The 25,918-nt window shown below is 66.3% G+C and carries 19 protein-coding genes and 1 riboswitch; of the genes, 10 read left to right on the top strand and 9 right to left on the bottom strand.

Annotated features, from left to right (window positions below):
- The first annotated feature begins 101 nt into the window (after window positions 1-101).
- Window positions 102-2,087: an acyltransferase family protein gene (locus SKC41_RS06245; protein WP_330978769.1), complete on the top strand. Its 1,986-nt coding sequence runs from the start codon at window positions 102-104 to the stop codon at window positions 2,085-2,087.
- A 4-nt stretch (window positions 2,088-2,091) separates the two neighbouring features.
- Here the strand turns inward: SKC41_RS06245 and SKC41_RS06240 are convergent, their stop codons facing one another.
- Entirely contained in the window at window positions 2,092-2,751 is a 660-nt protein-coding gene (locus SKC41_RS06240; protein WP_330976830.1) for an O-methyltransferase, read from the bottom strand.
- Between the two features lie 136 nt (window positions 2,752-2,887).
- Window positions 2,888-3,114: riboswitch (M-box (ykoK) riboswitch) on the top strand.
- A 265-nt stretch (window positions 3,115-3,379) separates the two neighbouring features.
- On the opposite strand from SKC41_RS06240, the gene SKC41_RS06235 reads away from it, so the two are divergent.
- Together SKC41_RS06235 and SKC41_RS06230 are read left to right on the top strand one after the other, a co-directional pair.
- On the top strand, window positions 3,380-3,595 hold the full coding sequence (locus SKC41_RS06235) for a hypothetical protein (protein ID WP_330976829.1): 216 nt from the start codon (window positions 3,380-3,382) through the stop codon (window positions 3,593-3,595).
- A gap of 108 nt (window positions 3,596-3,703) precedes the next feature.
- Window positions 3,704-5,347, top strand: coding sequence for an NRAMP family divalent metal transporter (locus SKC41_RS06230; protein ID WP_330976828.1), 1,644 nt, complete (start codon window positions 3,704-3,706; stop codon window positions 5,345-5,347).
- 3 nt (window positions 5,348-5,350) lie between these two features.
- Here SKC41_RS06230 and SKC41_RS06225 read toward each other — a convergent pair whose 3' ends face one another.
- Complete coding sequence (locus SKC41_RS06225; RefSeq protein ID WP_330976827.1) at window positions 5,351-6,304, bottom strand: NADP-dependent oxidoreductase; 954 nt, start codon at window positions 6,302-6,304, stop codon at window positions 5,351-5,353.
- Window positions 6,305-6,431: 127 nt separating this feature from the next.
- Between SKC41_RS06225 and SKC41_RS06220 the strand changes: the two genes are divergently transcribed.
- Complete coding sequence (locus tag SKC41_RS06220) at window positions 6,432-7,028, top strand: hypothetical protein (RefSeq protein ID WP_330976826.1); 597 nt, start codon at window positions 6,432-6,434, stop codon at window positions 7,026-7,028.
- A 9-nt stretch (window positions 7,029-7,037) separates the two neighbouring features.
- On the opposite strand, the gene car is transcribed toward SKC41_RS06220, so the two are convergent.
- Window positions 7,038-10,607 (bottom strand): carboxylic acid reductase, encoded by a 3,570-nt coding sequence (car, locus tag SKC41_RS06215; RefSeq protein WP_330976825.1) that lies wholly within the window; start codon window positions 10,605-10,607, stop codon window positions 7,038-7,040.
- A 116-nt stretch (window positions 10,608-10,723) separates the two neighbouring features.
- Complete coding sequence (locus SKC41_RS06210; RefSeq protein WP_330976824.1) at window positions 10,724-11,479, bottom strand: L,D-transpeptidase; 756 nt, start codon at window positions 11,477-11,479, stop codon at window positions 10,724-10,726.
- Window positions 11,480-11,669: 190 nt separating this feature from the next.
- Here SKC41_RS06210 and SKC41_RS06205 point away from each other — a divergent pair, with 190 nt between their 5' ends.
- Window positions 11,670-12,602: a LysR family transcriptional regulator gene (locus SKC41_RS06205; protein ID WP_330976823.1), complete on the top strand. Its 933-nt coding sequence runs from the start codon at window positions 11,670-11,672 to the stop codon at window positions 12,600-12,602.
- On the opposite strand, the gene oxc is transcribed toward SKC41_RS06205, so the two are convergent.
- Window positions 12,586-14,334, bottom strand: a complete 1,749-nt coding sequence (gene oxc, locus SKC41_RS06200; RefSeq protein WP_330976822.1) for an oxalyl-CoA decarboxylase — start codon at window positions 14,332-14,334, stop codon at window positions 12,586-12,588. The two genes, SKC41_RS06205 and oxc, sit on opposite strands and share 17 nt — an antisense overlap.
- Before the next feature lie 236 nt (window positions 14,335-14,570).
- On the opposite strand from oxc, the gene SKC41_RS06195 reads away from it, so the two are divergent.
- Complete coding sequence (locus tag SKC41_RS06195; RefSeq protein WP_330976821.1) at window positions 14,571-16,151, top strand: FadD7 family fatty acid--CoA ligase; 1,581 nt, start codon at window positions 14,571-14,573, stop codon at window positions 16,149-16,151.
- 19 nt (window positions 16,152-16,170) lie between these two features.
- Here the strand turns inward: SKC41_RS06195 and SKC41_RS06190 are convergent, their stop codons facing one another.
- The 3 genes from SKC41_RS06190 to SKC41_RS06180 form a co-directional block, all read right to left on the bottom strand.
- Window positions 16,171-16,641 (bottom strand): DUF2231 domain-containing protein, encoded by a 471-nt coding sequence (locus tag SKC41_RS06190; protein WP_330976820.1) that lies wholly within the window; start codon window positions 16,639-16,641, stop codon window positions 16,171-16,173.
- 43 nt (window positions 16,642-16,684) lie between these two features.
- Window positions 16,685-18,862 (bottom strand): elongation factor G-like protein EF-G2, encoded by a 2,178-nt coding sequence (locus tag SKC41_RS06185; protein ID WP_330976819.1) that lies wholly within the window; start codon window positions 18,860-18,862, stop codon window positions 16,685-16,687.
- A gap of 131 nt (window positions 18,863-18,993) precedes the next feature.
- The gene (locus SKC41_RS06180; protein ID WP_330976818.1) at window positions 18,994-19,401 is read right to left on the bottom strand and encodes a TIGR03668 family PPOX class F420-dependent oxidoreductase; all 408 of its coding nucleotides are present in this window, start codon (window positions 19,399-19,401) and stop codon (window positions 18,994-18,996) included.
- A gap of 168 nt (window positions 19,402-19,569) precedes the next feature.
- On the opposite strand from SKC41_RS06180, the gene SKC41_RS06175 reads away from it, so the two are divergent.
- From SKC41_RS06175 to SKC41_RS06160, 4 genes are all read left to right on the top strand, one after another.
- Window positions 19,570-20,628: a S1C family serine protease gene (locus SKC41_RS06175; RefSeq protein ID WP_330976817.1), complete on the top strand. Its 1,059-nt coding sequence runs from the start codon at window positions 19,570-19,572 to the stop codon at window positions 20,626-20,628.
- A 108-nt stretch (window positions 20,629-20,736) separates the two neighbouring features.
- Window positions 20,737-22,521 carry a maltose alpha-D-glucosyltransferase gene (gene treS / locus SKC41_RS06170; protein ID WP_330976816.1) on the top strand — a complete coding sequence of 595 codons (1,785 nt, stop codon included), beginning with the start codon at window positions 20,737-20,739 and terminating at the stop codon, window positions 22,519-22,521.
- Entirely contained in the window at window positions 22,518-23,870 is a 1,353-nt protein-coding gene (locus SKC41_RS06165) for a maltokinase N-terminal cap-like domain-containing protein (protein ID WP_330976815.1), read from the top strand. Before treS ends, SKC41_RS06165 begins: the two co-directional genes overlap by 4 nt.
- An 81-nt stretch (window positions 23,871-23,951) precedes the next feature.
- Entirely contained in the window at window positions 23,952-24,668 is a 717-nt protein-coding gene (locus tag SKC41_RS06160; protein WP_330976814.1) for a YoaK family protein, read from the top strand.
- Between the two features lie 35 nt (window positions 24,669-24,703).
- Here SKC41_RS06160 and ag85C read toward each other — a convergent pair whose 3' ends face one another.
- Window positions 24,704-25,723, bottom strand: a complete 1,020-nt coding sequence (ag85C, locus tag SKC41_RS06155; RefSeq protein WP_330976813.1) for a diacylglycerol acyltransferase/mycolyltransferase Ag85C — start codon at window positions 25,721-25,723, stop codon at window positions 24,704-24,706.
- Window positions 25,724-25,918 lie beyond the last annotated feature (195 nt).

Below are 25,918 nucleotides of genomic sequence, written 5' to 3'. Positions count from 1 at the left end.
GCGCGCTTAAAGCGGGCACTGAGCCGGACGGGACAGACTCCGCGCCGGCGGGTTGTGCTCGGCAGAATCGTTGGGTAGACCCGGTACGTCGTGTCGGCCGGCTGGCGATCTGGGATAAACCCGAGCAGCGCAGCGGCATTCCCGCACTCGATGGACTGCGCGCGGTAGCGGTTGCCCTGGTGCTCGCCGACCACGGCGGCATCCCCGGTGTGAGCGGCGGGTTTCTGGGCGTCGACATCTTCTTCGTGCTCAGCGGATTCCTGATCACCTCGCTGTTGCTCGACGAGCTCGGGCGTACCGGTCGCATCGACCTCACCGGCTTCTGGATTCGCCGGGCCCGCCGGCTGCTTCCGGCGCTGGTGTTGATGGTGCTGGCCGTCGGCGCCGCCCGCGAACTGCTTCCCGCTCAAGCTCTTACCGGGTTGCGCGACGACGCGATCGCGGCGTTCTTATGGGTGGCGAACTGGCGTTTCGTCGCGCAGAAGACCGACTACTTCACGCAGGGTGCACCGCCGTCGCCACTGCAGCACGCCTGGTCGCTCGGCGTCGAGGAGCAGTACTACTTCGTCTGGCCCGTGCTGCTGATCGTGGTCACCCTGCTGCTGGCCGCGCGGGCCAAGCGCTACTTCATGAGAGCCACGGTCGGCGATGTGCGCTTCGCCGTCTTCGTGATCGCCACCCTGGGTGCGCTGGCTTCCGCGGCGGCCGCGATCGTGTTCGTCGCCGGCAGCACGCGTGATCGCATCTACTTCGGCACCGACACTCGCGCGCAAGCCTTGCTGGTCGGTTCCGCGGCGGCGGCTCTGCTGGTTCGGGATTGGCCGTCGCTCAACCGCGGCTGGTGCATGATCCGTAGTCGCTGGGGACGGCGGGTGGCCCGCTTGCTGCCGATGATCGGGGTAGCGGGGCTGGCGGCGGCGGCGCACTTCGCGACGGGCGATGTCGGCGATTTCCGGCACGGCTTGCTGATCGGTGTCGCGATCGCGGCGGTCTTCGTGGTCGCCCCGGTGGCGATGGAGCAGCGCGGCGTGGTCGCCCGCATTCTCGCCGCGCCACCGCTCGTCTGGCTGGGCACCATCTCCTACGGCATCTACCTGTGGCACTGGCCAATCTTTCTGGCGCTCAACGGCGAACGCACCGGATGGTCGGGACTACCGCTGTTCGCCGCCCGGTGCGGGCTCACGCTGGCGGCGGCCGCCGCGTCGTATTGGCTGATCGAACAACCCCTCCGCCGCTGGCGGCCGGCCCGGGTGGCGCTGCTGCCGCTGGCCGCCGCCACCGTGGCCAGCGCCGCTGCGATCACGCTGCTGCTGATTCCGGTCGGCACCGGAACCGGCCTGCGCGAGACCGGCCTGCCCCCGGACGTTTCGGCGGTCGCCGCGGTGTCGAACACCTCGCCGGGTGGAAGCCGCCCCGTCGGGCCGCGAAACCCCAACCGGCCGTTCACCGTTTCGGTCTTCGGCGATTCGATCGGGTGGACCTGGATGCACTTCCTCCCGCCGACGCCCGGATTCGCGTTCCTCGACCACACGGTCATCGGGTGCAGCCTGGTTCGCGGCACCCCCTACCGGTACCTCGGCCAGACCTTGGATCAGCGAGCCGAATGCGACACGTGGCCGGGCAGATGGGCAACGCAGATCAGTCAGGACCAGCCGGACGTCGCGCTGCTGATCATCGGCCGCTGGGAGACGGTGGACCGGGTCAACGAGGGGCAGTGGACCCATATCGGTGACCCGACGTTCGACGCGTACCTCAACGCCGAGCTGGAGCGAGCACTGAATATCGCGAGCGCCAGTGGGGTCCGGGTAATGGTTGCCACGGTGCCGTACAGCCGGGGCGGCGAGAAGCCGGATGGCCGCTTGTATCCGGAGGACCAGCCGGACCGGGTCAATCAATGGAATGCCATGCTGCGCAAGACTGTTGCGCAGCACCCGAATGTTCAGATCCTGGATCTGAACAAAAAGCTCTGCCCCGACGGCGTCTACACTGCCAAGGTCGACGGCATCAAGGTTCGCAGTGACGGCGTCCACCTCACCCCGGAAGGGGTCAAGTGGCTGACGCCGTGGCTCGAAGAGTCGTTGCGGTAAGCGCTCAGTCGTTGGTGCGGCAGCTGACTTCCATGCTGTCGCTTTCCCGGACCAGGAAATTGAAGCTGGTGTAGCCGTTGGCGGGATCGCGCACCCGATCTAGATACGGCGCCATGTCGGGCGCGCTGGCGTTGTCGGCGACCACCAATGCGCCTGTGGTAAGCCGGGGTTCGAGCAATTTGATCACCGGAAGATAGAGATCCTTCCACCCGTCCAGCAAGACGAATTCGACCGGCCCGGCCTGGCCCTCCAACGTGGTCAGCGCATCGCCTTCGAGAATCGTGATCACGTCGTCCAAGCCGGTCTCGGCGAACGTCCTCCTCGCGGCGGCAATCTTGCTCGCGCTGAGCTCCGTGGTCACCACGCGCCCCGCGCCGTTGTCGCGGACGGCCGCCGCGAGATGAATGGCCGAGATACCGAACGACATTCCGAACTCGACTACCGTCGTCGGACGGGTCGCCCGAACCAGTGCGTACAGCAGCCGGCCGGCGTCCGGCGTCACCGGGATGTAGAACTCGCTCATCGCCTCGGTGCGTTCTGCGGTGGTCATCGGGCGCTCGAGCTGACCATGGCGCTCACGCAGCAGTGACATCTGGTCCTTCGTCTCTGTGTACATCCGGTCGAGCACGCTCTCGACGCGAGGGTCTTGCAAGGTTGTGGCCATGCCGTAGAGGGTATGCCTCGGCGACTTTCACCGGGCGGTGACCGCAGGCTCCGAGGTGTGACCCAGAACACGGAGGATCGCAATTGTGACAAAAGGAGTTTGACGAGCAGCGGGTGGCAGTGCCAGCATGGTTGGGCAAGCACCTCGGTAGGTGAGGCGTCTGCACGGACACAGGCCACTGACCCCGAACGTCGAGAGACGCCCCGGGTCAGGACAGCTCTTCCCGGACACAAGGGTTGAGCCCAAGTGGCTTCTGGACGAGGAGCGATCGCAAGCGCGGCGAAGCCGGGCGCAGCGGGTCGCGACCATCGGTCGATCCAGATACGCCGTGCAGTGCCGAAGCTCCGACGAGAGGGGTGCGGCCGGCGGGCTGATGGCCCGGCATTCGTACCTCTCCCGCGTGTGAAACGTGGACACCCGCGCGTGTCATGGCCGTGAGGAGGTGAGGGCGAGATGAGTCCCGGCGATAGTTGCTATCCGAAATCCATCTTGAACCGATCCGGTTCCGGCATTTCTTTCTGCTGACCCAGCTCAATTTGGCTGTCCTGCAACCGTATTGACGGCGGCGAAGGCCAGGTTGTATTTGGCGTGCCGACGAACTGATCGGGCTTCCGACAGGGGGAAACCCATGACTTTTGTTGTTGCCCAACGTATTCGCGGCCTTGGAAGGTTGCACGGACGGTCGATGCTGCGTGCGGGTCGGCTGCTGACAAACAGGTTGTGCGCCATGCACATCCCGACGCCCGAAGAGCGGGCGAACCTGTATGTGTCGCTGACGCCCGTCGCCGTGCTCTCGTCCGCGCCGGGCGGACAGTCACCGGGCGGTGGGGGAAACCACCGGTGATTCGGTCCGCCAGCGGTCCCCAGCGGCGGGCGGGGGGTTGGTAGCCCGCCGCTGGGGCGCGTTGAACACCCGACTTGTGTAGCCCGACTCCGAGATAGCGAGAACGACATGACGTTGACTTCCACCCATTCGCCGGCCGCGCAGGCCGCGTTGGATTCCGCGCACACCGGCGACATCGTCGGAGCCTTCGGCCGTATCAAGCGCGACGACGCCGGCGCGCTGGGCGGCCGGTGGCGGCGGTTACGTACCCTGCTGGTGATCACCGGGCCCGGATTGATCGTCATGGTGGGCGACAACGACGCCGGTGGCGTCGCGACGTACGCGCAAGCCGGCCAGGACTACGGGATGAGTCTGTTGTGGACGCTGGCCTTGCTCATTCCGGTGCTGTACGTGAACCAGGAGATGGTGCTGCGCTTGGGTGCGGTCGCCCGAGTCGGTCACGCACGCCTGATCTTCGAGCGGTTCGGAAAGTTCTGGGGCGCATTCAGCGTCGGTGATCTGCTCGTCCTGAACACTCTGACGATCGTCACCGAATTCATCGGTGTCGCACTGGCGTTGGGATTCTTGGGCTGTCCGAAGATCGTCGCGATCCCTGCCGCCGCGGTCCTGTTGTTCGCCGTGGTCGCCGGCGGCTCGTTTCGGCGCTGGGAAGGGCTGATGTTCCTGCTCATCGCGGTGAACGTGGTGATGATCCCGATGGTGCTAATGGTGCATCCGAGTCTGAAAGTGGCTGTCGGCGGTCTGGTTCCACAGTTTCCGGGTGGACTGAACTCGGGAGTCCTGCTGTTGATCATCGCGATCGTGGGGACCACGGTGGCGCCATGGCAGCTGTTCTTCCAGCAGTCCAACGTGGTGGACAAGCGCATCACGGCACGCTGGATTCCTTATGCCCGAGCCGACTTGATCATCGGCATCGTCGTGGTCATTGTCGGGGCTACGGCGCTGATGGCGGTCACCGCCTTCGGTCTGGCCGGCGCCGGCGGCTTCACCGATGCCGGCGCGGTCGCGAAGGCCCTGCGCCACCCCGTTGGCGTGCTGTTCGCGATTATCCTGCTCGACGGTTCGCTGATCGGGGCCAATGCAATCGGGCTGGCCACCACCTATGCGATCGGTGACGCGATGGGCCAGCGGCACTCCCTGCACTGGAAAATCAGCGAGGCGCCATGGTTTTACGGCGGATACGCCCTGCTGCTCGGGGCGTCGGCCGCGGTGGCGTTCAGCCCGGATCACATCCTCGGGTTGGTCACCCAGGGTGTGCAGGCGCTGGCCGGCATCCTGCTGCCCTCGGCGACCGTATTCCTGGTTCTGCTCTGCAATGACCGGGCGATCCTGGGGCCGTGGGTAAACACGTTGTGGCAGAACGTCGTTGCGTGGGCGATCGTGTGGGCACTGGTACTGCTGTCGCTGGCACTGACGGCGGCGACGTTCTTCCCGAACCTGTCCACGGCCGCCCTCGAGGCATCGTTGGCGGCCGGTGCGGCGGTGGGCGTCCTTTGTGGCGCCGTGGCGATCATCGGCGACCAGGGGTACAGCGACACTCGCGCGGCCAAACTCGCCTCGCCACTCGGCCGTGCCGAAAGCCGAGCCCTGCGCCGGCAGGAACAGCAGACCTGGCAGACTCCAGACCTGAGGTCGCTTGCCCGCCCGGCTCTTTCGCCGATTCGCCGGACGGGGCTGTTGATCCTGCGCGGTTACCTGGTGCTGGCAGTCGTATTCGTGATCGTCAAGATCGTGGAGGTCGGTGTCGGCTGACGACTACGGCGAACCATTGGGCAGCAGAACAATTTTGCCATGCGTGTGCCGGCGCTCGAGTTCCTCGAAGGCGTCAGCCACCCGATCCATCGGGAACGTCGCGGCCACGTCGAAATCGACGGCGCCGGTGGCGATGAGGTCGGCCACCTCGGCGAGCACTTCCGGGGTGGACGCGTCGGTGCTGCCTTCGGTCTTGGCGCCGACTTCGCCTGCCTTCTGGAAGGAGATGATCGTGTCGATGCGTTCCGGTGTCACCCCCAGATCCACGGCGAGCTGGACGTAGTCCGGGCCGAACAAGTCGATGAACGCGTCGATTCCGTTCGGGGCCGCCTCGCGCAACCGCTCGGCCAACCCTTGAAGATCACCGCCGTAGCCGATCGGAATGACACCGTGCGCCCGCAGCCATTCGGCGTTGCCCGCGCCGGCGATGCCGAGCACTCGCGCCTCGCGCAGGACCAACAGCTGGACGACGAGACTGCCGACACCTCCGGCCGCCGCCGACACGGCGACGGTCTCGCCCGGCCGCGGTGCGACCGCGCGCACAGCAGCGTATGCGGTCGCGGCGACGACATAGAGCGAACCCGCTGCCTCCCAACTCAATTGCGCAGGCTTGGGGATCAACTGATCCACCGGGACGGCGGTGTGGGTGGCATGGCTCGATCGCCGTAAGCTGAACCCCAGCACCTCGTCGCCGACCGCGAACTCGGTGACCCCCGGACCGGTTGCCGTCACGACACCGGCGAGGTCGCTGCCTTGCCCGGAAGGAAACGTGGTGGGGAACATCTCGTCCAGTGCTCCCGATCGGATCGCGGCCTCACCGGGATTGATGCCGGCGGCGCGAACCTCGACAACTACCTCACCCTGGCCGGGTGCCGGCATGTCGATATCTGCCACGTACAGCACGTCACGGCCCCCGTAGCGGTCGAACCGTACCGCGCGCGCCACTTCAGCCGTCATCTCGATCTCCTAACCACTTGAATCGAAACTTGCGCCCGGCCCCTGGCCAGGATAGGCGCGAACCGGCGCCTGTCGACCGGGCGTATGTTCATATGCGCTGGCCCTGTCCTCGACCGAAAGGAAGCCCATGCGACGCGCGCGTAGGACTGTCACCGGTTGGGTGGCCGCCACCATGGCGGTCGGCATCGCGATCACCGGCTGCGCCAACGGCGGCAAGACGTCGGCCCCGCAGTCCAGGAGCGGTGCTACTGCTGCCCCCAGCACCCCGGCGGGACCTCCGCCGGATTACAGCGCGCTGCTGATCCAGCCCGGTGATATCGGCGGGGATTTCACGGCGCCGCAACCACCGGTGCTGAACTCCAACAACACGACCGGCGTTGCGCAGCTGTTCGTCAATGCGGACAACAGCCGGCGTATCGGCGACACCATCCTGGTCGTCGCCGATCCCTCGATCGCTGCTGCCGCCCTGGAGAACACCAAGACGAACTACGCGAAGAAGGTCGCCGGCACGTGGCAGCCCGTCGACGTCGGCACCAACGGGGCGATGATTTCGGGTGCTTCGCCCGATAATTCGCAGGCGATCGCGGTGTTGTTGTTCACCGAGGGCAGGGCGCTGGTCAACCTGGAATTCGACAGCGCACCCAACGACCCGATCGACCCGGCCGTCGCCACCGATGTCGGCCGCAAGCAAGCCGCGGCGGTCAAGAACGGTTTGCATGGTTAGCTTTTCGGGCTAGACCAGCCCGACCAGCCGCAGATCCGCGACGTACTTCTCGATCAGCCGCTCCGACAAGTGCGGAATGTCTTTGTCCGCACCAATTTTCGCCGCCTGCACCGCACCGCGGAACACGTCCGTCGGCGCCGGCGCCCCACGCAATGGTGCCTCGGGCTTCCGGTAGACATCGAGCAACGGAAGCACCGAATGCTGACGCTGTTTGTCCGGCAGCGCCCGCAGCGCCGTCTCGAAACGCCCGAACCACTCGTCGTGGTCGTCGATGCGCCGGATGTCGTTGCCGCCGGCGATCAGCCAATCGACGAACACATCCAGCGAGATGCCGTCGTCGTGCGGGTTCATCACGTCGAAGGACCGGTACGTTCCGGCCGTCGCCGTCTGCTCGCCCAGCGTGGTCACCGACTCCGCCACGAAGTCGGCGGGCAGACCGTCGTAGTGCGCCACCGCCCGGTTTCCTTGTGGGTCGGTTTGGTAGAACGACGACGGTGCGATACCGGTCACCAGCAAGCTGAAGATCAACCGGGTGAACGCATCCGGGATATTGAGCTGTCCCGCGTACTGGCTGTGCGCGAGGATCATGTCGGACCGGAACACCGCGGCCGGCAACCCGCACAGGTCGTGCGCCTCTCGCAGCAGCACCTCGCCGCCCCACTTGCTGTTCGCGTACCCGTTCGCATAGCTGTCGTCGACGCGACGTACCGCGCTGACGGTGCGGATGTCACCGTCCTCGGCGAACGCGTGGGGATCCACCGACATGGCCACCGCAACGGTCGACATGTACGTGACCGGCTTGATGCGCGTCGTGATCGCCAGGCGGATCAACTCGGCGGTACCCACGACGTTCGGGCCGAACAGCTGGTCGTACGGCAGCACGTGGTTGACCAGTGCCGCGGGGTGCACGATCATCTCGACGTCTTGGGCGAGGCGCTCCCAAGTCGCTTGGCCCAAGCCAAGATTCGGCTCAGCAATGTCGCCGACAATGATCTCGAGATGATCGGCGGCCAGGGTGCGGTACCGCTGCAGGAGTTGTGGGTCACCGCTGTCGAAAACACCTTCCAGGCGCTGGGCGGCGGCTTCGGTATCGGTGCCGCGGATGATGGTGATGAGCTTTCCGCCTCTTTCGGCCAGCCGTTCAAGCCATTCCAGGGTAAGGAAGCGACCCAGATAGCCGTTGGCACCGGTGAGCAGCACCGTGTGCGGCGTGCCGGTGGCGTGCGGCAACTGCGGGGCTGCGGCCAGGGTGGCGGCGTCGATGAACTTGTCGAGGGTGAGTTCGGATGCGCGGACTTCGGTGGCGTCGCGGCCGTGCACGGTCGAGAACGTGGGGCGCTTGGCGCCGGATTCACGTTCGGATTCCACATATTCCGCGAGTTGACGCAAGTCGGACGCCGGGCTGATGATCTGGCCCACCGGCACTTGCACATCGAAGATGTCCTGCAGCAGGTTAGAGAAGGTCAGCGCGGACAGCGAGTCGCCGCCCAGATCCAGGAACTGCGTATCGGGCTGCGGCGGACCGCCGGGCAGGCCCAGTAACGCTTCGGCGGCGCGCGTCAGGGTGTCGAGGACCGGCCGGTCAGCCGCGCCTTCGCGCAGCGCGCGCAGCTCGGCGGTGCGGGTGGCGGCGAGCTCGGCGTAGAGGTCTTCCAGCCGGGCGCCGTAGTGCTCCTTCAGCTTGGGGCGCAGCAGCTTTCCGACCCCCGACAGCAGGCCGTTGTCCTCGCTGAACGGCTCGGAGTCGACCAGGAAGTCGGCGGGCACTTCGTAGGATTGCAGCTCGGCGAGTTTGGCAGTGCGACGAAGGGATTCGCTCAGCGCTGCCTTGAGGCTCTCCGGATCACCGGCGAAACGTTGCTCGGCTTCCAGGGTCGGGACCACGACCGCCAATAGGTAAGGCCGCTCGCTGTTGCCGTACACGAAGATCTGCCGCACCAGCGCGGCGCTGCTGAAGACGGCTTCCAGGCGTGCCACCGCGACGAATTCGCCTTGCGCCAACTTCAATACGTTGTTGCGCCGGTCGACATAGACCAGTCGATCCGGTCCGACTTCGGCCATCACGTCGCCGGTGCGATAGTAGCCGTCGGGGTCGAACGCATTCGCCGTCACATCGGGGCGTTTGAAATACCCGCCGAATGCGGTCTGCGACTTCACCAGCAGCTCGCCTCGCGGGTGTGGCTTGTCGGTGTGGAAATAACCCAATTCGGGCACGTCGATCAGTTTGTAGTCGAGGATCGGTGGCCGGCTCACCACACCGTCCTTGAACACCATCCCGACCTCGGTCAAGCCGTAGCCGTCCAGCACATGCACGTCCAAGCATGACTCGATAAAGATCTTCATCTCGGCGGCCAGCGGCGCGGTGGTGGAGAAGCTGGTGATTACACGACCGCCCAGAAGTTGTTCGCGCAGTTCAGCTTTCGCCGTTGCGTCAGCGTCCTGGGGTTCGGCGCCTTGACCGATCAGGCGGTCCACCGCGCTTTGGTAACGCTGGTAGAGCATCTCGACCACCCGCGGCACCATGCCCATTTCGGTGGGGCGCACCAGATTCCAGTCGTCGAACAACGTGGACAGGTCACTCTCCGGCACGAAATAGCTGGTGCCACCGGCTTGGAACGACGACGACAGCGGTATCCGTCCGCCCACGTGGTTGAGTGGCATGAAGTTGACGTTGAACACCGGTATATCAGCGAATTCGGGGTAGAGCTCGTTGGTCCACAGCTTCAAGATCATGCGCTCGGTGTACATCGCACCCTTGGGCAGGCCGGTGCTACCCGAGGTGTACATGATCATGGCCAGCCGCTCGTCGGTTTCGCCGGTGTAGATCGGCTCCTGCGGCAATGCGCGGCCGCGCTCGACCAATTCGGCGAAGGTCTCGATGGTGACCGCCATGTCGGCGTCGGCCAATCTCGCCCGCGCGCGCTCGAGGTTCTCCCGCTGATCGTCGATCTCCGGCTGGTAGTCGAAGACCACCAGACGCCGCAACGATGTGCTGCCCAGCGCGGCCTCGACGGCGAGGTCGAGATACTCCGCCCCGGTGGCGAGCACCTGGGGTTCGATTTCGGCAACGATCGGCTGTAGCCGCGACGCCGTTGCGTTGTGCTGCAGCGGGACCGCCACCAGGCCCAGGTAGCCGGTCACCAGGTCAAGCGTCAAGTACTCGGGGCTAGCGAAACCGAGAGTCGCGACCACGTCCCCCGGCGTCACCGCAACGGCCTCGCCGCGCCGCCACGCCGTGGCGACGGCGCGGACGTTGGCCCACAGATCGCGGTAGCTGATCGTGTCGAATCGGGGGAGCAGCCTGGAGGTGGTGCGGCCGGTCGCGGGATCGGTGGTCAACTCGCGAGCGCGCCACCCTAATGCGGGGCGGTCACCGTAGCCTTCCACGAACATCTCCAGGATCTGCGGAAGGCGAAGACCGGGCCGGCGCGCCGCGGCCTGCAGCGCGAGATCCGGCTTGGCGTTTCGATATTGCTCGTCGGTCGCCTCCACCCGGCTGATGCGCTCGGCCACTCGTTCTCGTGGGGTGGCCGTCGCACTCGCGCTGGTGCCGTTGTCGCGCGTCACATCGGTAGTCATGCCAGCCCCCAGGCTCTAGTTCGGACGACTCCTTAGCGCCAACCATTGGCCCGCTAGGAGTCTTCCACCCGATCACTGTGACCGTCGCCACACCCAGCGTGGGCGGCCCGGGACTGCTACGCGACGACCTGAATGGGGTCGCCGACGTTGACGTTGTTGAAATACCACGCGGCGTTGTCCGGGCTCAGGTTGATGCAACCGTGGCTGACGTTGGCGTGGCCCTGCGAGTCGACGGACCAGGGTGCCGAGTGCACGTACACCCCGCTCCAGGTGACGCGGACCGCGTATTGAGCGGTGATCTTGTATCCCTCGGGCGAACTCAGCGGGATACCGATAGTCCGCGAGTCCATGACGACGCTGCGTTGCTTCTCGAGCGCGGTGAAGTTACCGACCGGCGTCGGGCGGCTGGGCTTACCCATCGAGGCGGGCATCGTGCGCAGAATCTCGCCGTCCCTACTGACCGTGAAGGTGTGCCCGGAGAGGCTGGCCACACCCAGAAACGCATCGCCGGTGTCGAAACCCGTTGTCAGTTCCTGCACACCCACGGAGACGTGGCTGTGGGCAGGCCAATACTGGTTCGGAACCCATTGCACGACGTTGTTTTCGGGCCACTCGAAGTGGCCGGTGATGTTGTTCGGGGAGGCGACGTGGATGGAGCGTTCGACGGCGGATCGGTCGCTCACCGGCGCGGTGAATTTCACGACGACCGGGTGCGCGATTCCCACCACCGCGCCGTCGGCCGGCAAAATCGAGGCAATTGCGGGGGTTGGCGCCGGTACCGGGACCGAGGCGACCGCGTGGGAACCGGACCCCAGCACGCCGAAACCCGTGATCGCGACCATAACAAATAGATAACGAACCCCACGACGCATGGCGTCAACCCTCCGAGATGGTGCGATCAACACCACGATATTCTACTGGCTGTCTGACCATTACGGTTTTTAGCAAACAATGACACTCCCGGCCGGTCTCCACGATAACGATCGGATCACCGGTTGAGTTCGATCGCCACCGACGGGTTAACCTCGGCGGAATCGGTGCCGCCAGACCGAGGAGGTGCGAGTGCTCTTTCGTCAGCTGGAGTACTTCGTCGCGGTCGCCCAGGAGCGCCACTTCGCTCGGGCCGCCGAGAAGTGTTATGTATCGCAGCCCGCGCTGTCCGCCGCGATCGCCAAGCTGGAACGTGAACTCAACGTCACGCTGATCAACCGCGGGCACAGCTTCGAAGGCCTCACCCCCGAAGGTGAGCGACTGGTCGTGTGGGCCAAGCGGATTCTGGCCGAGCATGACGCATTCAAGGCCGAGGTAGACGCGGTGCGATCGGGAATCACCGGAACGCTTCGGCTGGGCGCTGTGCCCACCGCATCGACAACGGCGTCGCTGGTGCTGTCGGCCTTCTGCTCGGCGCATCCATTGGTCAAGGTGCACATCAATTCCCGGTTGGCGGCCACCGAACTGTACCGGCGCTTGCGGGAATTCGAGCTCGACGCCGCGATCGTGCACGCATCGCACGATGACGCGCACGACGTGGACCTGGTGCCGCTTTATGCGGAGCGCTACGTGCTGCTGTCGCCGGCGGATATGTTGCCGTCCGGCGCAACGACGTTGCGCTGGCCGGATGCCGCGCAGTTGCCGCTGGCCTTGCTCACCGCCGACATGCGGGACCGCCAAATCATCGACGAGGCCTTCGCCGGCCACGGCATCACCGTCAGCCCGCAAGTCGAAACCGACTCGGTGGCTTCATTACTCGCACAGGTCGCCTCCGGCAACTGGGCGTGCATCGTCCCGCATACCTGGCTGTGGACCTCGTCGCTGGGCGGCGAGATCCGGGCGGTCGAAATGGTCGATCCGGTCGTCAAGGCCGAAATCACTTTGGCCACCAACTCCTCGGGGCCCGGGTCGCCGGTTGCCCGGGCGCTCGTCGCCTCCGCGCAAGAACTCTCGCTGGACGAGTTCTTCAACGCTGCGCTGGTTGGGGTTACCCGTCGGCGCTGACCTTCCGGTTGGCTGCGCTGGTCGGGTTGAGGCTCGCCAGGTGTCCGCTCTCCACCCCGGCCGCCGGGTCGAGTTCACAGTCGATCAGTGACGGCCCGTTCGATGCGAGCGCCTCGGTGAGCGCCGACTGCAGCTCGGCCGGGGTGGTGACGTGATATCCCTTGCCGCCGAACGCCTCTGCAAGTAGCTCGTGCCGGGCTCCGGCGTTGAGCACCGTGGGGGCGGGGCTGTCTCCGGTGGGCTCTTCGTCGCCGCGGTACACGCCGCCGTTGTTGAGGATGATGACCGTCACCGGCAGGCGGTAGCGGCAAATGGTCTCGATCTCCATGCCGCTGAACCCGAATGCGCTGTCGCCTTCGATCGCGACGACGGGCCGGCCCGTCTCGACCGCGGCGGCGATCGCGTAGCCCATGCCGATGCCCATCACACCCCAGGTCCCGGTGTCGAGGCGGTGCCGTGGCAACTCCATCTCGATCACGTTGCGGGCCAGGTCCAGTGCATTGGCGCCCTCATTGACGACGTAGACATCCGGATTCGCTTGCAGCACTGAACGAATCGCACCGAGTGCGTTGTAAAACCGCATCGGGTGCGGATTTTCGGCGAGCCGCTCGCGCATCTTGGCGTCGTTACGGGCTCGGCGATCGGCCAGCTCGTCGGTCCATTCCGTCGGCACCGTGATCGGCCGGGTGGCCAAGCCGTCGCGCAACGCGAACATCACCGATCCGATGTCGCCGGCCAGCGGCGCCACGATCGGCTGGTTGCTGTCGAACTCCGACGCCGCGATGTCGATCTGCACGAACTTGGCGTCGGCGGCCCACTGCGGCGATTCACCATGGCCGAGAAGCCAATTCAGCCGCGCACCGACCAGCAACACCGCGTCGGCGCGGGCGATGGCCAGCGAGCGTGCGGCCGCCGCGGACTGGCGGTGCGAATCCGGCAGTAGGCCCTTGGCCATCGACATCGGCAGGAACGGAATTCCGCTGGATTCGACGAAGTCCCGGATCACGCCATCGGCCTGCGCGTACGCGGCGCCCTTGCCGAGCACGATCAGCGGCCGCCGCGCCCGCGCGAGCACGTCCAACGCGCGATCGACCGCCTCCGGGGCGGGCAGCTGGCGCGGCGCGGGATCGATGACCCGCCAAACGCTTTCGGCCCCCTCGGCGGCGTCCATGGCCTGCCCCAGCACCGCGCCCGGGATGTCGAGGTAGACACCGCCCGGCCGCCCGGAGACCGCGGTGCGGATCGCGCGTGCGATGGCGAGCCCGATGTCCTCGACCCGCTCGACCCGGTAGGCCGCCTTGACGAAGGGCCGCGCGGCGTTGAGCTGATCCAGGTCCTGATAGTCGCCGCGCTGCAAGTCGACCAGCGCTCGATTGCTCGAACCCGAGATCTGGATCATCGGGAAGCAGTTCGTGGTGGCGTTGGCCAGCGCGGGCAGACCGTTGAGAAACCCGGGCCCGGAGGTCGTCAAGCACACTCCCGGGCGGCCGGTGAGAAACCCGGCGGCCGCGGCGGCATTTCCGGCGGAAGTCTCCTGCCGGAAACCGATGTACCGCATGCCGCAGGCCTGCGCGACCCGGGCGAGGTCGGTGATCGGGATGCCGACGATGCCGTAGATCGTGTCGATGTCGTTGGCCTGGAGCGCCTCGACGACGAGGTGGAAGCCGTCGGTCAGCGCAGTGTCCTGCGACTCGTCCGGCGCAGCGGTAGATGATGCCGAAAGTGTGGTCATTGCCCGACTCCTCGCGTGTCCATGCCTGTCATCCACCACTGTGGTCCGGGTCCGCGCCGCTGTCCAAGACCAAGCCACTATGCACCGATTCACGGGGGTTATCGACCGCTTCTCAGCCGATCGATAGCCACGCATTATCGATCGTGAGCTGAACAGTATTGGACGAACAGGGAGGTTTCTCTGCATCGTGCAATCAGGTGCTGTTACACATGCGATAAAGCGGAAGGACTACGGCGATGTCTGATGTGATCACCCCGGCGGCGGAGCTGACCGGCGAATCCCCGAGCATCGCCGATCTGGTCGCGGCGGCGGCAATTCGCGAGCCGGAGGCGACGGCGCTCGTCGTTACTGCGGATCGCACGCCGGTCAGCTACGGCGAGCTGGTCCGACTGGTCGACGACCTGGCCGGGCAGCTCAAGGAGGGTGGCTTGCGGCCGGGAGACCGGATCGCGCTGCGGTCGGGCAGCAACGCCGAATTCGTCGTCGGCTTGTTGGCGGCGTCGCGCGCGGGGCTGATCGCGGTACCACTGGACCCGGCCTTGCCCGTCGGCGACCAGCGTGCCCGCGGTGCGGTGGCCGGTGCGGGTGTGGTGCTGGCCGACGGCGAGGGTCCCGGTGACAAGGAGGAGCCGGGATTGGTGTGGTGGACGTTCGCGGTGACCGTCGGCGGTGACGGTGCCCCGTCGTCGGTCGACCTGGACGCGCCCGCGGCGCCGAATCCGGACGTGGCAACGCCCGAGGGTCTGCGCGACGACGACGCGATGATCATGTTCACCGGCGGCACCACCGGGATGCCGAAGATGGTTCCGTGGACACACACGAACATCGCCAGCTCGGTGCGGGCGGTCATCGCCGCCTACCAGCTGGGCCCGGCGGACGCGACGGTCGCGGTGATGCCGCTCTACCACGGCCACGGTCTGATCGCCGCGCTGCTGTCGACGCTGGCATCCGGCGGGACCGTGCTGTTGCCCGCGCGCGGGAAGTTCTCGGCGCACACCTTCTGGGACGACATCAACGCCGTCGGGGCCACCTGGTACACCGCGGTTCCGACCATTCACCAGATCCTGTTGGAGCGCGCCAAGACTGAGCAGCCGGGTGGCGGACGGGTGTCGCTGCACTTCATCCGCAGCTGCAGCGCTCCGCTCACCACGGAAACGGCTCAGGCCCTGCAAGACACCTTCGGGGCCACCGTGGTGTGCGCGTTCGGGATGACCGAAGGCACCCATCAGGTCGCGACCACCAGCATCGAGCAAGACGAAAACCCTTCCGAGACAGCGGGTCTCGTCGGCAAATCGACCAGCCCGGAGATCCGGATCGCCGCGCCCGGAGGTCAACCGCTTCCGCCCGAAGCCGTCGGCGAGGTCTGGCTGCGTGGCCCGACCGTGGTGCGTGGCTACCTCGGCGACCCGGCGATCACCGCCGCCAACTTCACCGACGGCTGGCTGCGCACCGGCGACCTCGGGTCGCTGTCCCCGGCGGGTGACTTGAGCATTCGCGGGCGGATCAAGGAACTCATCAACCGTGGCGGCGAGAAGATTTCGCCGGAACGCGTCGAGGGCGTGCTGGCCGGCCATCCGGGCGTTCTGGAGGTGGCCGTGCTCGGGCTGCCGGACAAGATGTACGGCGAGACGGTCGCCGCGGTGATCGTCGCGCGGGGTTCGACTCCGCCCAGCCCCGAGGAGCTGACGGAGTTCTGCCGTGACCGGCTGGCGCCGTACGAGGTGCCGGCCACCTTCCTGCACACCAGCGAACTGCCGCACACCGCTAAGGGTTCGCTGGATCGGCGGGCCGTAGCCCAACAGTTCGGCGGAGCCTGAGAAAGACTGTGCGCCAATCTCACTGGCCCGACGTCACGTTCCCCCACGCCGCGCGCGCACCCGAATCACCGACCCGATAGGTCTGCACGAGCGTGGCCACCGCCGCGATGACCACCAGCGCCCCGACCGCGGCGTGCAGGGTGAGCTTCATGTCCACACCGTGCGCCTCACGGACGTGCAGCACGGCCAGCACCGTGACCGTCGCCGCCAGTGCCGCGACGATGTAGATCAGGGTGGAGCCGAGTTGCTCGTGGTTGGTGAGCACCGGCGTCTGAGCACCGACGCGAGCCGACAACCAGACGCCCGCGGTGGTCGTCAGCGGGGTCAAGACAAGCGTGCCCACCGCCAGCAGCAGAACCAGCCAGATCAGCCGTCGCCGCGCCGCGGGCCACACCACGCACAGGATCGCCAGAATCGCCGCCAGCGGAGCTAGGACAACGACGAAATGATTGAGCAGGATGTGGGCAGGCAGCCCGTTAAACGTCGACATACTCGAATCCGGGGCTCCCAATCTGGCTGTTTATCAGGTGCTTTCAAACAGTAGCCTGCAGCCGGGTCGCGGCGGACTCCGGCATCGGTTCGTAGCGGGCAAACGTTCGGGTGAAGGACGCGGCGCCATGTGCCAGTGAACGCAAATCGATCGCGTATCGGGTCAGCTCGACCTGCGGCACCTCGGCGCGCACCAGTGTGCGGTCCTGGCCCGCGGTGTCGGTCCCCAGCACGCGGCCGCGCCGCCCGGACAGGTCTCCCATCACCGCGCCGACGAAATCGTCGGGCACCAGCACCGAGATCTCGTCGATCGGCTCGAGCAGAGCAATTTTCGTCGCGGCGGCGGCCTCCCGCAGCGCCAGGGAACCCGCCATCTGGAACGCGAAGTCCGACGAGTCCACGCTGTGGGCCTTGCCGTCGAGCAGGGTGACCCGGATGTCGACCACCGGGTATCCGGCGTGCACACCCTTTTCCATCTGTGCGCGGACTCCCTTCTCCACGCTCGGGATGAATTGCCGCGGGACCGCGCCGCCGACCACCTTGTCGACGAATTCGAATCCGGAACCTTCCGGCAGCGGTTCGACGTCGATGTCGCACACCGCGTATTGGCCGTGTCCGCCGGACTGCTTGACGTGGCGACCGTGGCCTTTTGCCTTGCCGCCGAACGTCTCCCGCAGCGGGACGCGCAGTTGGACCGTGTCCACGGCGACGCCGTACCGGCTGGCCAGTGCCTCGAGAACCACCCCGGCGTGGGCCTCACCCATGCACCACAGCACGATCTGGTGGGTTTCCTGATTCTGCTCGATTCGCAGGGTCGGGTCCTCGGCGGCCAACCGGCCCAGCCCGACCGACAGCTTGTCCTCGTCGGTCTTGGCATGGGCCGCAATGGCGATCGGCAGCAGCGGTTCGGGCATGGCCCACGGTTTGAGCACCAGGGGCTCGGCCTTGTCGGACAGGGTGTCGCCGGTTTCGGCACGGCTCAGCTTGCCGATCGCGCAGATGTCGCCGGCCACCACCTCGGGTGCGGGTCGTTGCTGTTTGCCCAGCGGGAAGGACAACACCCCGATGCGTTCGTCTTCGTCGTGGTCGGGGTGGGTATTGCCCCGGGAGTCGGAGCCGTTGGTCTGCCCGAAGAAGGACGAAAAATGACCCGACACATGCACCGTCGTGTCGGGCCTGATGGTCCCGGAGAACACCCGGACCAGACTCACCCTACCGACGTACGGGTCAGACGTCGTCTTCACCACCTCTGCCAACAACGGCGCCGCCGCGTCACAGGCCAGCTCCGAATGCGGGGCGCCATGCGGCGTAAACACCTCCGGTAGTGGATGTTCCATCGGGGACGGGAAGCCGCGGGTGGCGATCTCGAGCAGTTCCAGGGTGCCCACACCGGTGCCGCTGCAGACCGGGATCACCGGGAAGAACGACCCACGGGCGACGGCGCGCTCCAGATCGTCGATCAGCACGGCCTCGTCGATCGCCGCACCGCCGAGGTAGCGCTCCATCAGGGACTCGTCCTCGGATTCCTCGATGATGCCCTCGATCAGGGTGCCGCGCGCGTCCTCGATCCGGTCGGCGTCGGCGGGATCCGGCGCCTCGATAGTCCGGGTGCCACCGGAGTATCGGTAGCGCTGCTGCGACAGCAGGCCGATCAGGCCTTCGCAGGCTGGCGAGCCGGTCGGCAGGTAGAGCGGTAAAACCTTGTCGCCGAACGCGTTTTGCGCGGCCTGCAGTGCCTCCATGTAGTTCGCGCGGGCATGGTCGAGCTTGGTGATCACCACGGCGCGGGGCATGCCGACCTGGCTGCATTCCTGCCAGAGCGACTTGGTCGGTTCGTCAATACCGTCGCAGCCCTCGTTCGCCGCGATCACGAACAGTGCGCAATCCGCCGCACGCAATCCGGCGCGCAGCTCGCCGACGAAGTCGGCGTATCCGGGTGTGTCGACCAGGTTGATCTTGATGCCGCCGTGCGACAGCGAGGCCAGCGCGACGCCCACCGAGCGCTGTTGGCGAATCTCGGCGTCGTCGTAGTCGCAGATCGTGCTGCCGTCGGTGACCGATCCCGCCCTGGTCAGCACGCCGCCCGCGACGAGCAGTGCCTCGACCAGCGTCGTCTTGCCGCCGCCCGAGGGGCCGACCAGGACGATGTTGCGGACATCGCCAGGACGGTTGGCGGTGGGAGCTGCTCCCGTGCCCACCGAAGCGTTCGCCTTGTCCGCCATGACCTTCCTCCAGTTCGCTCGGCCGGCCGCGGTGTGTCCTAGCTCACAGAACGTATTAGGCAACCTTTCTCCCAACTGCCGCCCAATACAAGGCCACGGGCCGGCCACAATTTCGCGCGCGACGCGCTAGGTCAGGCGTGCCAGCTCGACCAGCGGCGCACCGTTATCTCGATGACCGGGCCGTTTAGCGAAACCGATTGATACTGAGGATATTTGGCGCGTAGCAGCCGGTAGCCGGTGTGCAGGGCCACGCCGTCGGTATGAATGCAAGCCTCCCCGTCGGCCCGGACCCACCACAACTGCGTCCACTCGTCGGCGTAGTGGTCGACGAGCAGGCTGACCTGCGCGTTGCTCGCGATGTTGGCCAGCCGGCGGAGCCGCTGCGTGCTCTTCGGTTTCGCGTCGATCGCGGTGTACACCGTGTCGGTATCGACCGCGAAAACCACCGGCACCAGGTGCGGTTTTCCGTCGGCCGAGCTGGTCGCCAGCCGCGCCACCGGGGACTGCGTGAACCGGACTTTGGGGTCGAATTCGCCCACTGAACCAGCTTAGAACCAGCTTGCGCCAGCTTAGGGGCGTGCAGCCGATCAGCGTTCCGTGCGCCCTGGACTAGCTACCTGCATTACGGTGAGGTACACAAAAATGTGCGGTCCAGACGTGGAGGCTGGGCCGCTTCTGGTTCGAACCCCGATGCAGGGAGGTACGGGATGAGCAAAGGGCACCCCCGCTCAGTCTGGTGGTCATGGCTGGTCAGTGTGCTGGCTGTGGTGGGACTGGGCCTGGGCCTGACCACGGTGCCGGCAGCTGCATCGCCGTCGACTCTGGCGCTGGACCGCTTCCGCGACGCACCGATGTTCCCGCTGGACATTGCCGGCCAGGTCGGACCTTCGGTCGTCAACATCAGCACCCGGTTCGGCTACAACAACGCGATCGGGGCCGGAACCGGCATCGTCATCGATCCCGCCGGCGTGGTGCTCACCAACAACCACGTGATCTCGGCGGCCACTGACATCTCCGCGTTCGACGTCGGCAACGGTCAGACCTACGGTGTCGACGTGATCGGCTACTCCCGCACCGCCGACATCGCGGTGTTGCAGCTGCGGGGTGCGGGCGGCCTGCCCGCCGCCGCGATCGGTGGTGGCGTCGGGATCGGCGAGCCGGTCACCGCGCTCGGCAATACCCACGGGCAGGGCGGAGCGCCCAGCGTGGTGCCCGGCCGTGTCGTCGCGCTCAACCAGACGGTCTCGGCCACCGACACCCTGACCGGCGCCGACGAGACGCTGGGCGGATTGATCCAGGCCGACACCGCGATCAAGCCCGGCGACTCGGGTGGGCCGCTGGTCAACAACGCCGGGCAGGTGGTCGGCGTGGACACTGCCGCCACCGACAGTTACAAAATGTCCGGCGGGCAGGGCTTCGCGATTCCGATCGGTCACGCGATGGGCGTCGCCAACCAAATCCGCTCCGGCGCAGGGTCCAACACCGTGCACATCGGGCCCACGGCCTTCATCGGCATGGGCGTGGCCGAAAACGGCGGCAACGGAGCCCGGGTCCAACGCCTGGTTGACGGCGGCCCCGCCGCCGGGAGTGGCATCGCGCCCGGTGACATCATCACCGCGGTCGACAATGTGCCGATCAACGGTCCCACCGCGATGACGGACGTCTTGGTTCCGCATCACCCCGGGGACGTGATCACGCTGCACTGGAACTCCGGGGGCGGTCCCCGCAGCGCGCCGGTGACTCTGGGTGACGGGCCTCCCGCCTGATCCGGACGCGGAAATACCTGGCCGGAGGCCAATTCGGTTGCCGGGACGGCAGATTAGCGAGGTGATTCCGATCTGCTCGCCTCGGGTACACGTGGCATCGTGGAATCGATGAACGACGCAAACGACGCCTCGAAAAAGGACTTGGAGCACGATCCCGCGGGAGGCAGTCACGTCGAGGGGGGTGTAGTCGAACACCCCAACGCGGAGGATTTCGAGATCGCGGCCTCGCTGCCGGCCGACCCGACCTGGTTCAAACACGCGGTCTTCTACGAGGTGCTGGTCCGGGCATTCCTGGACGACAACGCGGACGGGTCCGGTGACCTGCGCGGGCTGTTGCAGCGCCTGGACTACCTGCAGTGGCTCGGGATCGACTGCATTTGGCTGCCGCCCTTCTACGACTCGCCGCTGCGCGATGGCGGTTACGACATCCGCGACTTCTACAAGGTGCTGCCCGAGTTCGGCGACGTCGACGACTTCGTGGCGTTGCTCAACGCGGCGCACGAGCGGGGGATCCGGGTCATCACCGATTTGGTGATGAACCACACCTCGGATTCGCACCCATGGTTTCAGGAGTCACGCCACGACCCCGACGGCCCGTACGGCGACTTCTACGTGTGGAGCGATACCAGCGAGAAGTACACCGATGCCCGGATCATCTTCATCGACACCGAGGAGTCGAACTGGACGTTCGACCCGGTCCGCAAGCAGTTCTACTGGCACCGGTTCTTCTCCCATCAGCCGGACCTGAACTACGACAACCCGGCCGTGCAAGAGGCGATGATCGATGTGCTGCGGTTCTGGCTCGATCTCGGCATCGACGGCTTCCGGCTGGATGCGGTGCCGTACCTCTTCGAGCGTGAGGGCACCAACTGCGAGAACCTGCCGGAGACCCACGCATTCCTCAGGCGGGTCCGTAAGGTCATCGACGACGAGTTCCCGGGCCGGGTGTTGCTGGCCGAAGCCAATCAGTGGCCCGCCGACGTCGTGGAGTACTTCGGTGACGCCAGCACCGGCGGTGACGAATGCCACATGGCTTTCCACTTCCCGCTGATGCCGCGCATCTTCATGGCGGTGCGGCGCGAGTCGCGGTTCCCGATCTCGGAGATCCTGGCCCAGACGCCCGAGATCCCGGACATGGCGCAGTGGGGGATCTTCCTGCGTAACCACGACGAGCTGACCCTCGAGATGGTCAGCGACGAAGAGCGCGACTACATGTACTCCGAGTACGCCAAGGACCCGCGGATGAAGGCCAACGTGGGAATCCGCCGCCGGCTGGCGCCGCTGCTGGACAACGACCGCAACCAGATCGAGCTGTTCACCGGGCTGCTGCTGTCGCTACCCGGATCGCCGGTCCTCTACTACGGCGACGAGATCGGCATGGGCGACGTCATCTGGCTCGGTGACCGCGACGGCGTGCGCACCCCGATGCAGTGGACGCCGGACCGCAACGCCGGCTTCTCCAAGGCCAATCCCGGCCGGCTGTATTTGCCGCCGAGTCAGGATTCGGTCTACGGCTATCAGGCCGTCAACGTCGAGGCGCAGCGGGACACCTCGACGTCGCTGCTCAACTTCACCCGCATGATGCTGTCGGTGCGGCGCCGTCACGACGCGTTCGCGATCGGGTCGTTCGAGGAACTCGGCGGGACGAACCCGTCGGTGCTGGCGTTTCTGCGCCAAGCGCCCGACGACGGAGACATCGTGCTGTGCGTCAACAACCTCTCGCGGTTCCCGCAGCCGATCGAGCTGAACCTGCAACATTGGAGCGGCCACACGCCGATCGAACTCACCGGCCAGGTGGAGTTCCCACGCATCGGACATCTGCCCTATTTGCTGACACTGCCGGGACATGGGTTCTACTGGTTCCAGCTGTGCGCATCGGAGGAGAACGCATGAGTCAGTCAGCCAAGCTGCCCTGGACCGAATGGCTGCCGCAGCAACGGTGGTACGCCGGGCGCAATCGTCAGCTGTCCCGCGCCGAGGTCGGGCTGGTCGTTCCGCTGCGCGACAAGCTCGAGCTGGTGCTGGTCGACGCCACCTACGCCAGTGGCCCCGCGGAGCGCTATCAGGTGCTGGTCGGGTGGGACGCCGAGCCGGTCACCGAGTACAACACCGTGGCCACCATCGGCTCGGCCGACGACCACACCGGCTATGACGCGCTGTATGGAACCGACGGCCCGCGGTTCTTGCTGTCGCTGATCGACCAGTCCGCGACGCGCGATTCGGCCGGCACCGAAGTGGTGTTTCGCAAAGAGCCCGATGTCAGGCTTCCGCTGGACGCGTGGCCGCGGGTCGCCGATGCCGAGCAGTCCAACACCAGCGTGATCTTCGATCGGGACGCGATCTTCAAGGTCTTTCGTCGGGTCAGCCGCGGCATCAACCCCGACATCGAGCTGAACCGGGTGCTCGGCCGGGCCGGCAACCCGAACGTGGCCCGACTGCTCGGCACCTACGAGATCGCCGGGGACGACGGCGCCGAGGACACGGCGTGGCCACTGGGCATGGTCACCGAGTTCGAGGCCAACGCCGCCGAAGGCTGGGCCATGGCCACGGCCAGCGTCCGCGACCTGTTCGCCGAGGGCGACCTGTATGCCCACGAGGTCGGCGGCGACTTCGCCGGTGAGTCCTACCGGCTCGGGGAGGCCGTCGCGTCCGTGCATGCCACCCTCGCCGAAACCCTGGGTACCGCGCAGGCCACCTTCCCGGTGGACAACGTGCTGGCCCGGTTGGCGTCGACTGCGGCGCTGGTGCCCGAGCTGCAAGAACACGCGGCGACGGTCGAAGAGCGCTTCGGCAAGCTGGCCGGCGAGACGATCACCGTCCAGCGCGTGCACGGTGACCTGCACCTGGGACAGGTGCTGCGCACCCCGGAGAGCTGGCTGCTGATCGACTTCGAGGGTGAGCCCGGCCAGCCGCTCGATGAGCGACGGGCCCCGGATTCGCCGCTGCGCGACGTGGCCGGCGTGCTGCGATCGTTCGAGTACGCCGCCTACGGGCCGCTGGTGGACCACGAGGGCGACAAGCAGCTGGCGGCGCGTGCCCGTGAGTGGGTCGAGCGCAACCGCACCGCCTTCTGCGACGGCTATGCGGCCGCGTCGCACACCGACCCGCGGGATTCGGCGCGGCTGCTGGCCGCGTACGAACTCGACAAGGCCGTGTACGAGGCCGGCTACGAGGCGCGGCACCGGCCGGGGTGGCTGCCCATCCCGCTGCGGTCCATTGCCCGGCTGACCGCGGCCGAATGAACGGGAAGTCGTCGCCCACAACATAGGAGTTCGGTATGCGCCGCTGTGCGCTGTCCGGGTGCGTCTGTAAGCATAGATCGCGTGGCGGGCGAGACATTCAACAGTGAAGCGCGGTTGTCGTGGGTGTTGGCCGTGCTGGCCGGCGTGGTAGGCGCGATCTCGTTTACCCACTCCGCCGGATACTTCGTGGTTTTCATCACCGGCAACGCCCAACGCGCCGTGCTCGGGTATTTCACCGGCGAAGTATGGCTGGCCGCCAGCGCCGGGCTGCTCATTGTGGCATTCGTTGCCGGCGTGGTGGTTGCGTCACTATGCCGGCGATATTTCTGGGTCGACCATCCGCACGGCCCGACCGTGTTGACGACCTTGAGTTTGTTGGCCGCGTGCGTGGTCGACACCATCGACGAAGGCTGGACAGAGAACCTGCTGGACTTCGCGCCGATTATGCTGCTGGCCTTCGGCACCGGGGCACTGAATACGTCATTCGTCAAGGACGGCGAGGTGTCGGTGCCGTTGAGCTACGTAACCGGTACGACTGTCAAGATGGGCCAGGGCATTGAACGCCACATCGCTGGTGGGGGAAGCGTTTCGGACTGGCTCGGCTACTTCATGCTGCTGGCCAGCTTCATGGTGGGTGCCGCGATCGGCGGCGGGATCAGTGTGGTCGTGAACGGGACCTGGATGTTGGTGATGGCCACGGTCCTGTGCGCGCTGACCACCGCCTACACCTACTTCCACCAGGACCGCCGCGCGCTGCTGAAGGAATCGGAGGAAAGTGAGGATCGGCAGCGGCGCTGACCGGGCGCCACTGCCGATGCTCGATTTCGGGTCGGTCAGCCGGCGGGAGCGGCGGCCGGGGCAGGCGGTGCAGTGGTCGGCGAGTTGAGCACCTGCAGCATGTCGGGCTTCATCGCCATCAGCTGCTGGTTCCAGTAGGGCCACGAGTGCGTTCCGTTGGCCGGGAAGTTGAACACACCGTTGCGTCCACCCGCTGCCACGTAGTTGTTCTGGAACTGCTCGTTGGTGCGCAGCGTCAGGCCCTCGAGGAACTTCGCCGGCATGTTGTCGCCGCCGAGGTCGCTCGGGGTGCCGTTACCGCAGTACACCCAGACGCGGGTGTTGTTGGCGACCAGCCGCGGGATCTGCAGCATCGGGTCGTTGCGCTTCCACGCCGGGTCGGTCGACGGACCCCACATGTTGCTCGCGCTGTAGCCACCCGCGTCGCTCATCGCCAAGCCGATCAGCGTCGGCCACCAACCGTCGGAGGGGTTGAGGAAGCCGGAAAGCGAAGCAGCGTAAGGGAATTGCTGCGGGTAGTAGGCGGCGAGGATCATCGCGGAACCACCCGACATCGACAACCCCACCGCGGCGTTGCCGAACGGCGACACCTCCTTGTTGGCCTGCAACCACACAGGCATCTCCTGGGTCAGGAAGGTCTCCCACTTGTAGGTGTAGTTCTGGCCGTTGCTTGCCGACGGCTGGTACCAGTTGCTGTAGAAGCTGGACTGGCCGCCGACGGGCATGATCACCGAAATGCCGGACTGGTAGAACTCCTCGAACGCCGGAGTGTTGATGTCCCAGCCGTTGAAGTCATCCTGCGCCCGCAGACCGTCGAGCAGGTAGACCGCGTGCGGTCCGCCGCCCTGGAACTGGACCTTGATGTTGCGGCCCATCGACGGTGATGGAATCTGCAGGGTCTCCACTGGAAGACCCGGCTTCGAGAACGCCCCCGCAGTCGACGAGCCGCCGACAACAGCGACCAGACCGGACAACAGGGCAGCGCCTACGACCGCGATCGCCAGTCGACGCGGCAGAAATGTCACAGCGCCACGCAACTTCTCAACGAATGTCATAGCGATTACCCATCCCAACTTTCATCTGCCGCATTGCGCGGTGGAATCTGTTCTCGGGCAGTGAAACACAGCGGGAGGGTCTAATTCGTTTGTCACGGCCGTGCCCGCAGATCGCGGTTGGCTAACGATTCAGAGTCGGCGAGAAATCATCTCGGTCAGGTCACGATCGGCTCTCGGAACCATCCGAACCTCTTG

The sequence above is a fragment of the Mycobacterium sp. 050128 genome (assembly GCF_036409155.1).
Lineage (GTDB): Bacteria > Actinomycetota > Actinomycetes > Mycobacteriales > Mycobacteriaceae > Mycobacterium.
Note: the sequence above shows the minus strand (reverse complement) of the source record. Positions and strands in the feature narration are given on the sequence as shown.

Excerpts from the sequence above, each read along its gene's own strand:
- SKC41_RS06165 (WP_330976815.1), top strand. The coding sequence starts at position 22,518 with ATGAGTCAGTCAGCCAAGCTGCCCTGGACCGAATGGCTGCCGCAGCAA.
- SKC41_RS06175 (WP_330976817.1), top strand. The coding sequence starts at position 19,570 with ATGAGCAAAGGGCACCCCCGCTCAGTCTGGTGGTCATGGCTGGTCAGT.
- SKC41_RS06240 (WP_330976830.1), bottom strand. The coding sequence starts at position 2,751 with ATGGCCACAACCTTGCAAGACCCTCGCGTCGAGAGCGTGCTCGACCGG.
- SKC41_RS06225 (WP_330976827.1), bottom strand. The coding sequence starts at position 6,304 with ATGACGGCTGAAGTGGCGCGCGCGGTACGGTTCGACCGCTACGGGGGC.
- SKC41_RS06195 (WP_330976821.1), top strand. The coding sequence starts at position 14,571 with ATGTCTGATGTGATCACCCCGGCGGCGGAGCTGACCGGCGAATCCCCG.
- SKC41_RS06235 (WP_330976829.1), top strand. The coding sequence starts at position 3,380 with ATGACTTTTGTTGTTGCCCAACGTATTCGCGGCCTTGGAAGGTTGCAC.
- car (WP_330976825.1), bottom strand. The coding sequence starts at position 10,607 with ATGACTACCGATGTGACGCGCGACAACGGCACCAGCGCGAGTGCGACG.
- ag85C (WP_330976813.1), bottom strand. The coding sequence starts at position 25,723 with ATGACATTCGTTGAGAAGTTGCGTGGCGCTGTGACATTTCTGCCGCGT.
- SKC41_RS06220 (WP_330976826.1), top strand. The coding sequence starts at position 6,432 with ATGCGACGCGCGCGTAGGACTGTCACCGGTTGGGTGGCCGCCACCATG.
- SKC41_RS06210 (WP_330976824.1), bottom strand. The coding sequence starts at position 11,479 with ATGCGTCGTGGGGTTCGTTATCTATTTGTTATGGTCGCGATCACGGGT.
- SKC41_RS06185 (WP_330976819.1), bottom strand. The coding sequence starts at position 18,862 with ATGGCGGACAAGGCGAACGCTTCGGTGGGCACGGGAGCAGCTCCCACC.
- SKC41_RS06190 (WP_330976820.1), bottom strand. The coding sequence starts at position 16,641 with ATGTCGACGTTTAACGGGCTGCCTGCCCACATCCTGCTCAATCATTTC.
- treS (WP_330976816.1), top strand. The coding sequence starts at position 20,737 with ATGAACGACGCAAACGACGCCTCGAAAAAGGACTTGGAGCACGATCCC.
- oxc (WP_330976822.1), bottom strand. The coding sequence starts at position 14,334 with ATGACCACACTTTCGGCATCATCTACCGCTGCGCCGGACGAGTCGCAG.
- SKC41_RS06230 (WP_330976828.1), top strand. The coding sequence starts at position 3,704 with ATGACGTTGACTTCCACCCATTCGCCGGCCGCGCAGGCCGCGTTGGAT.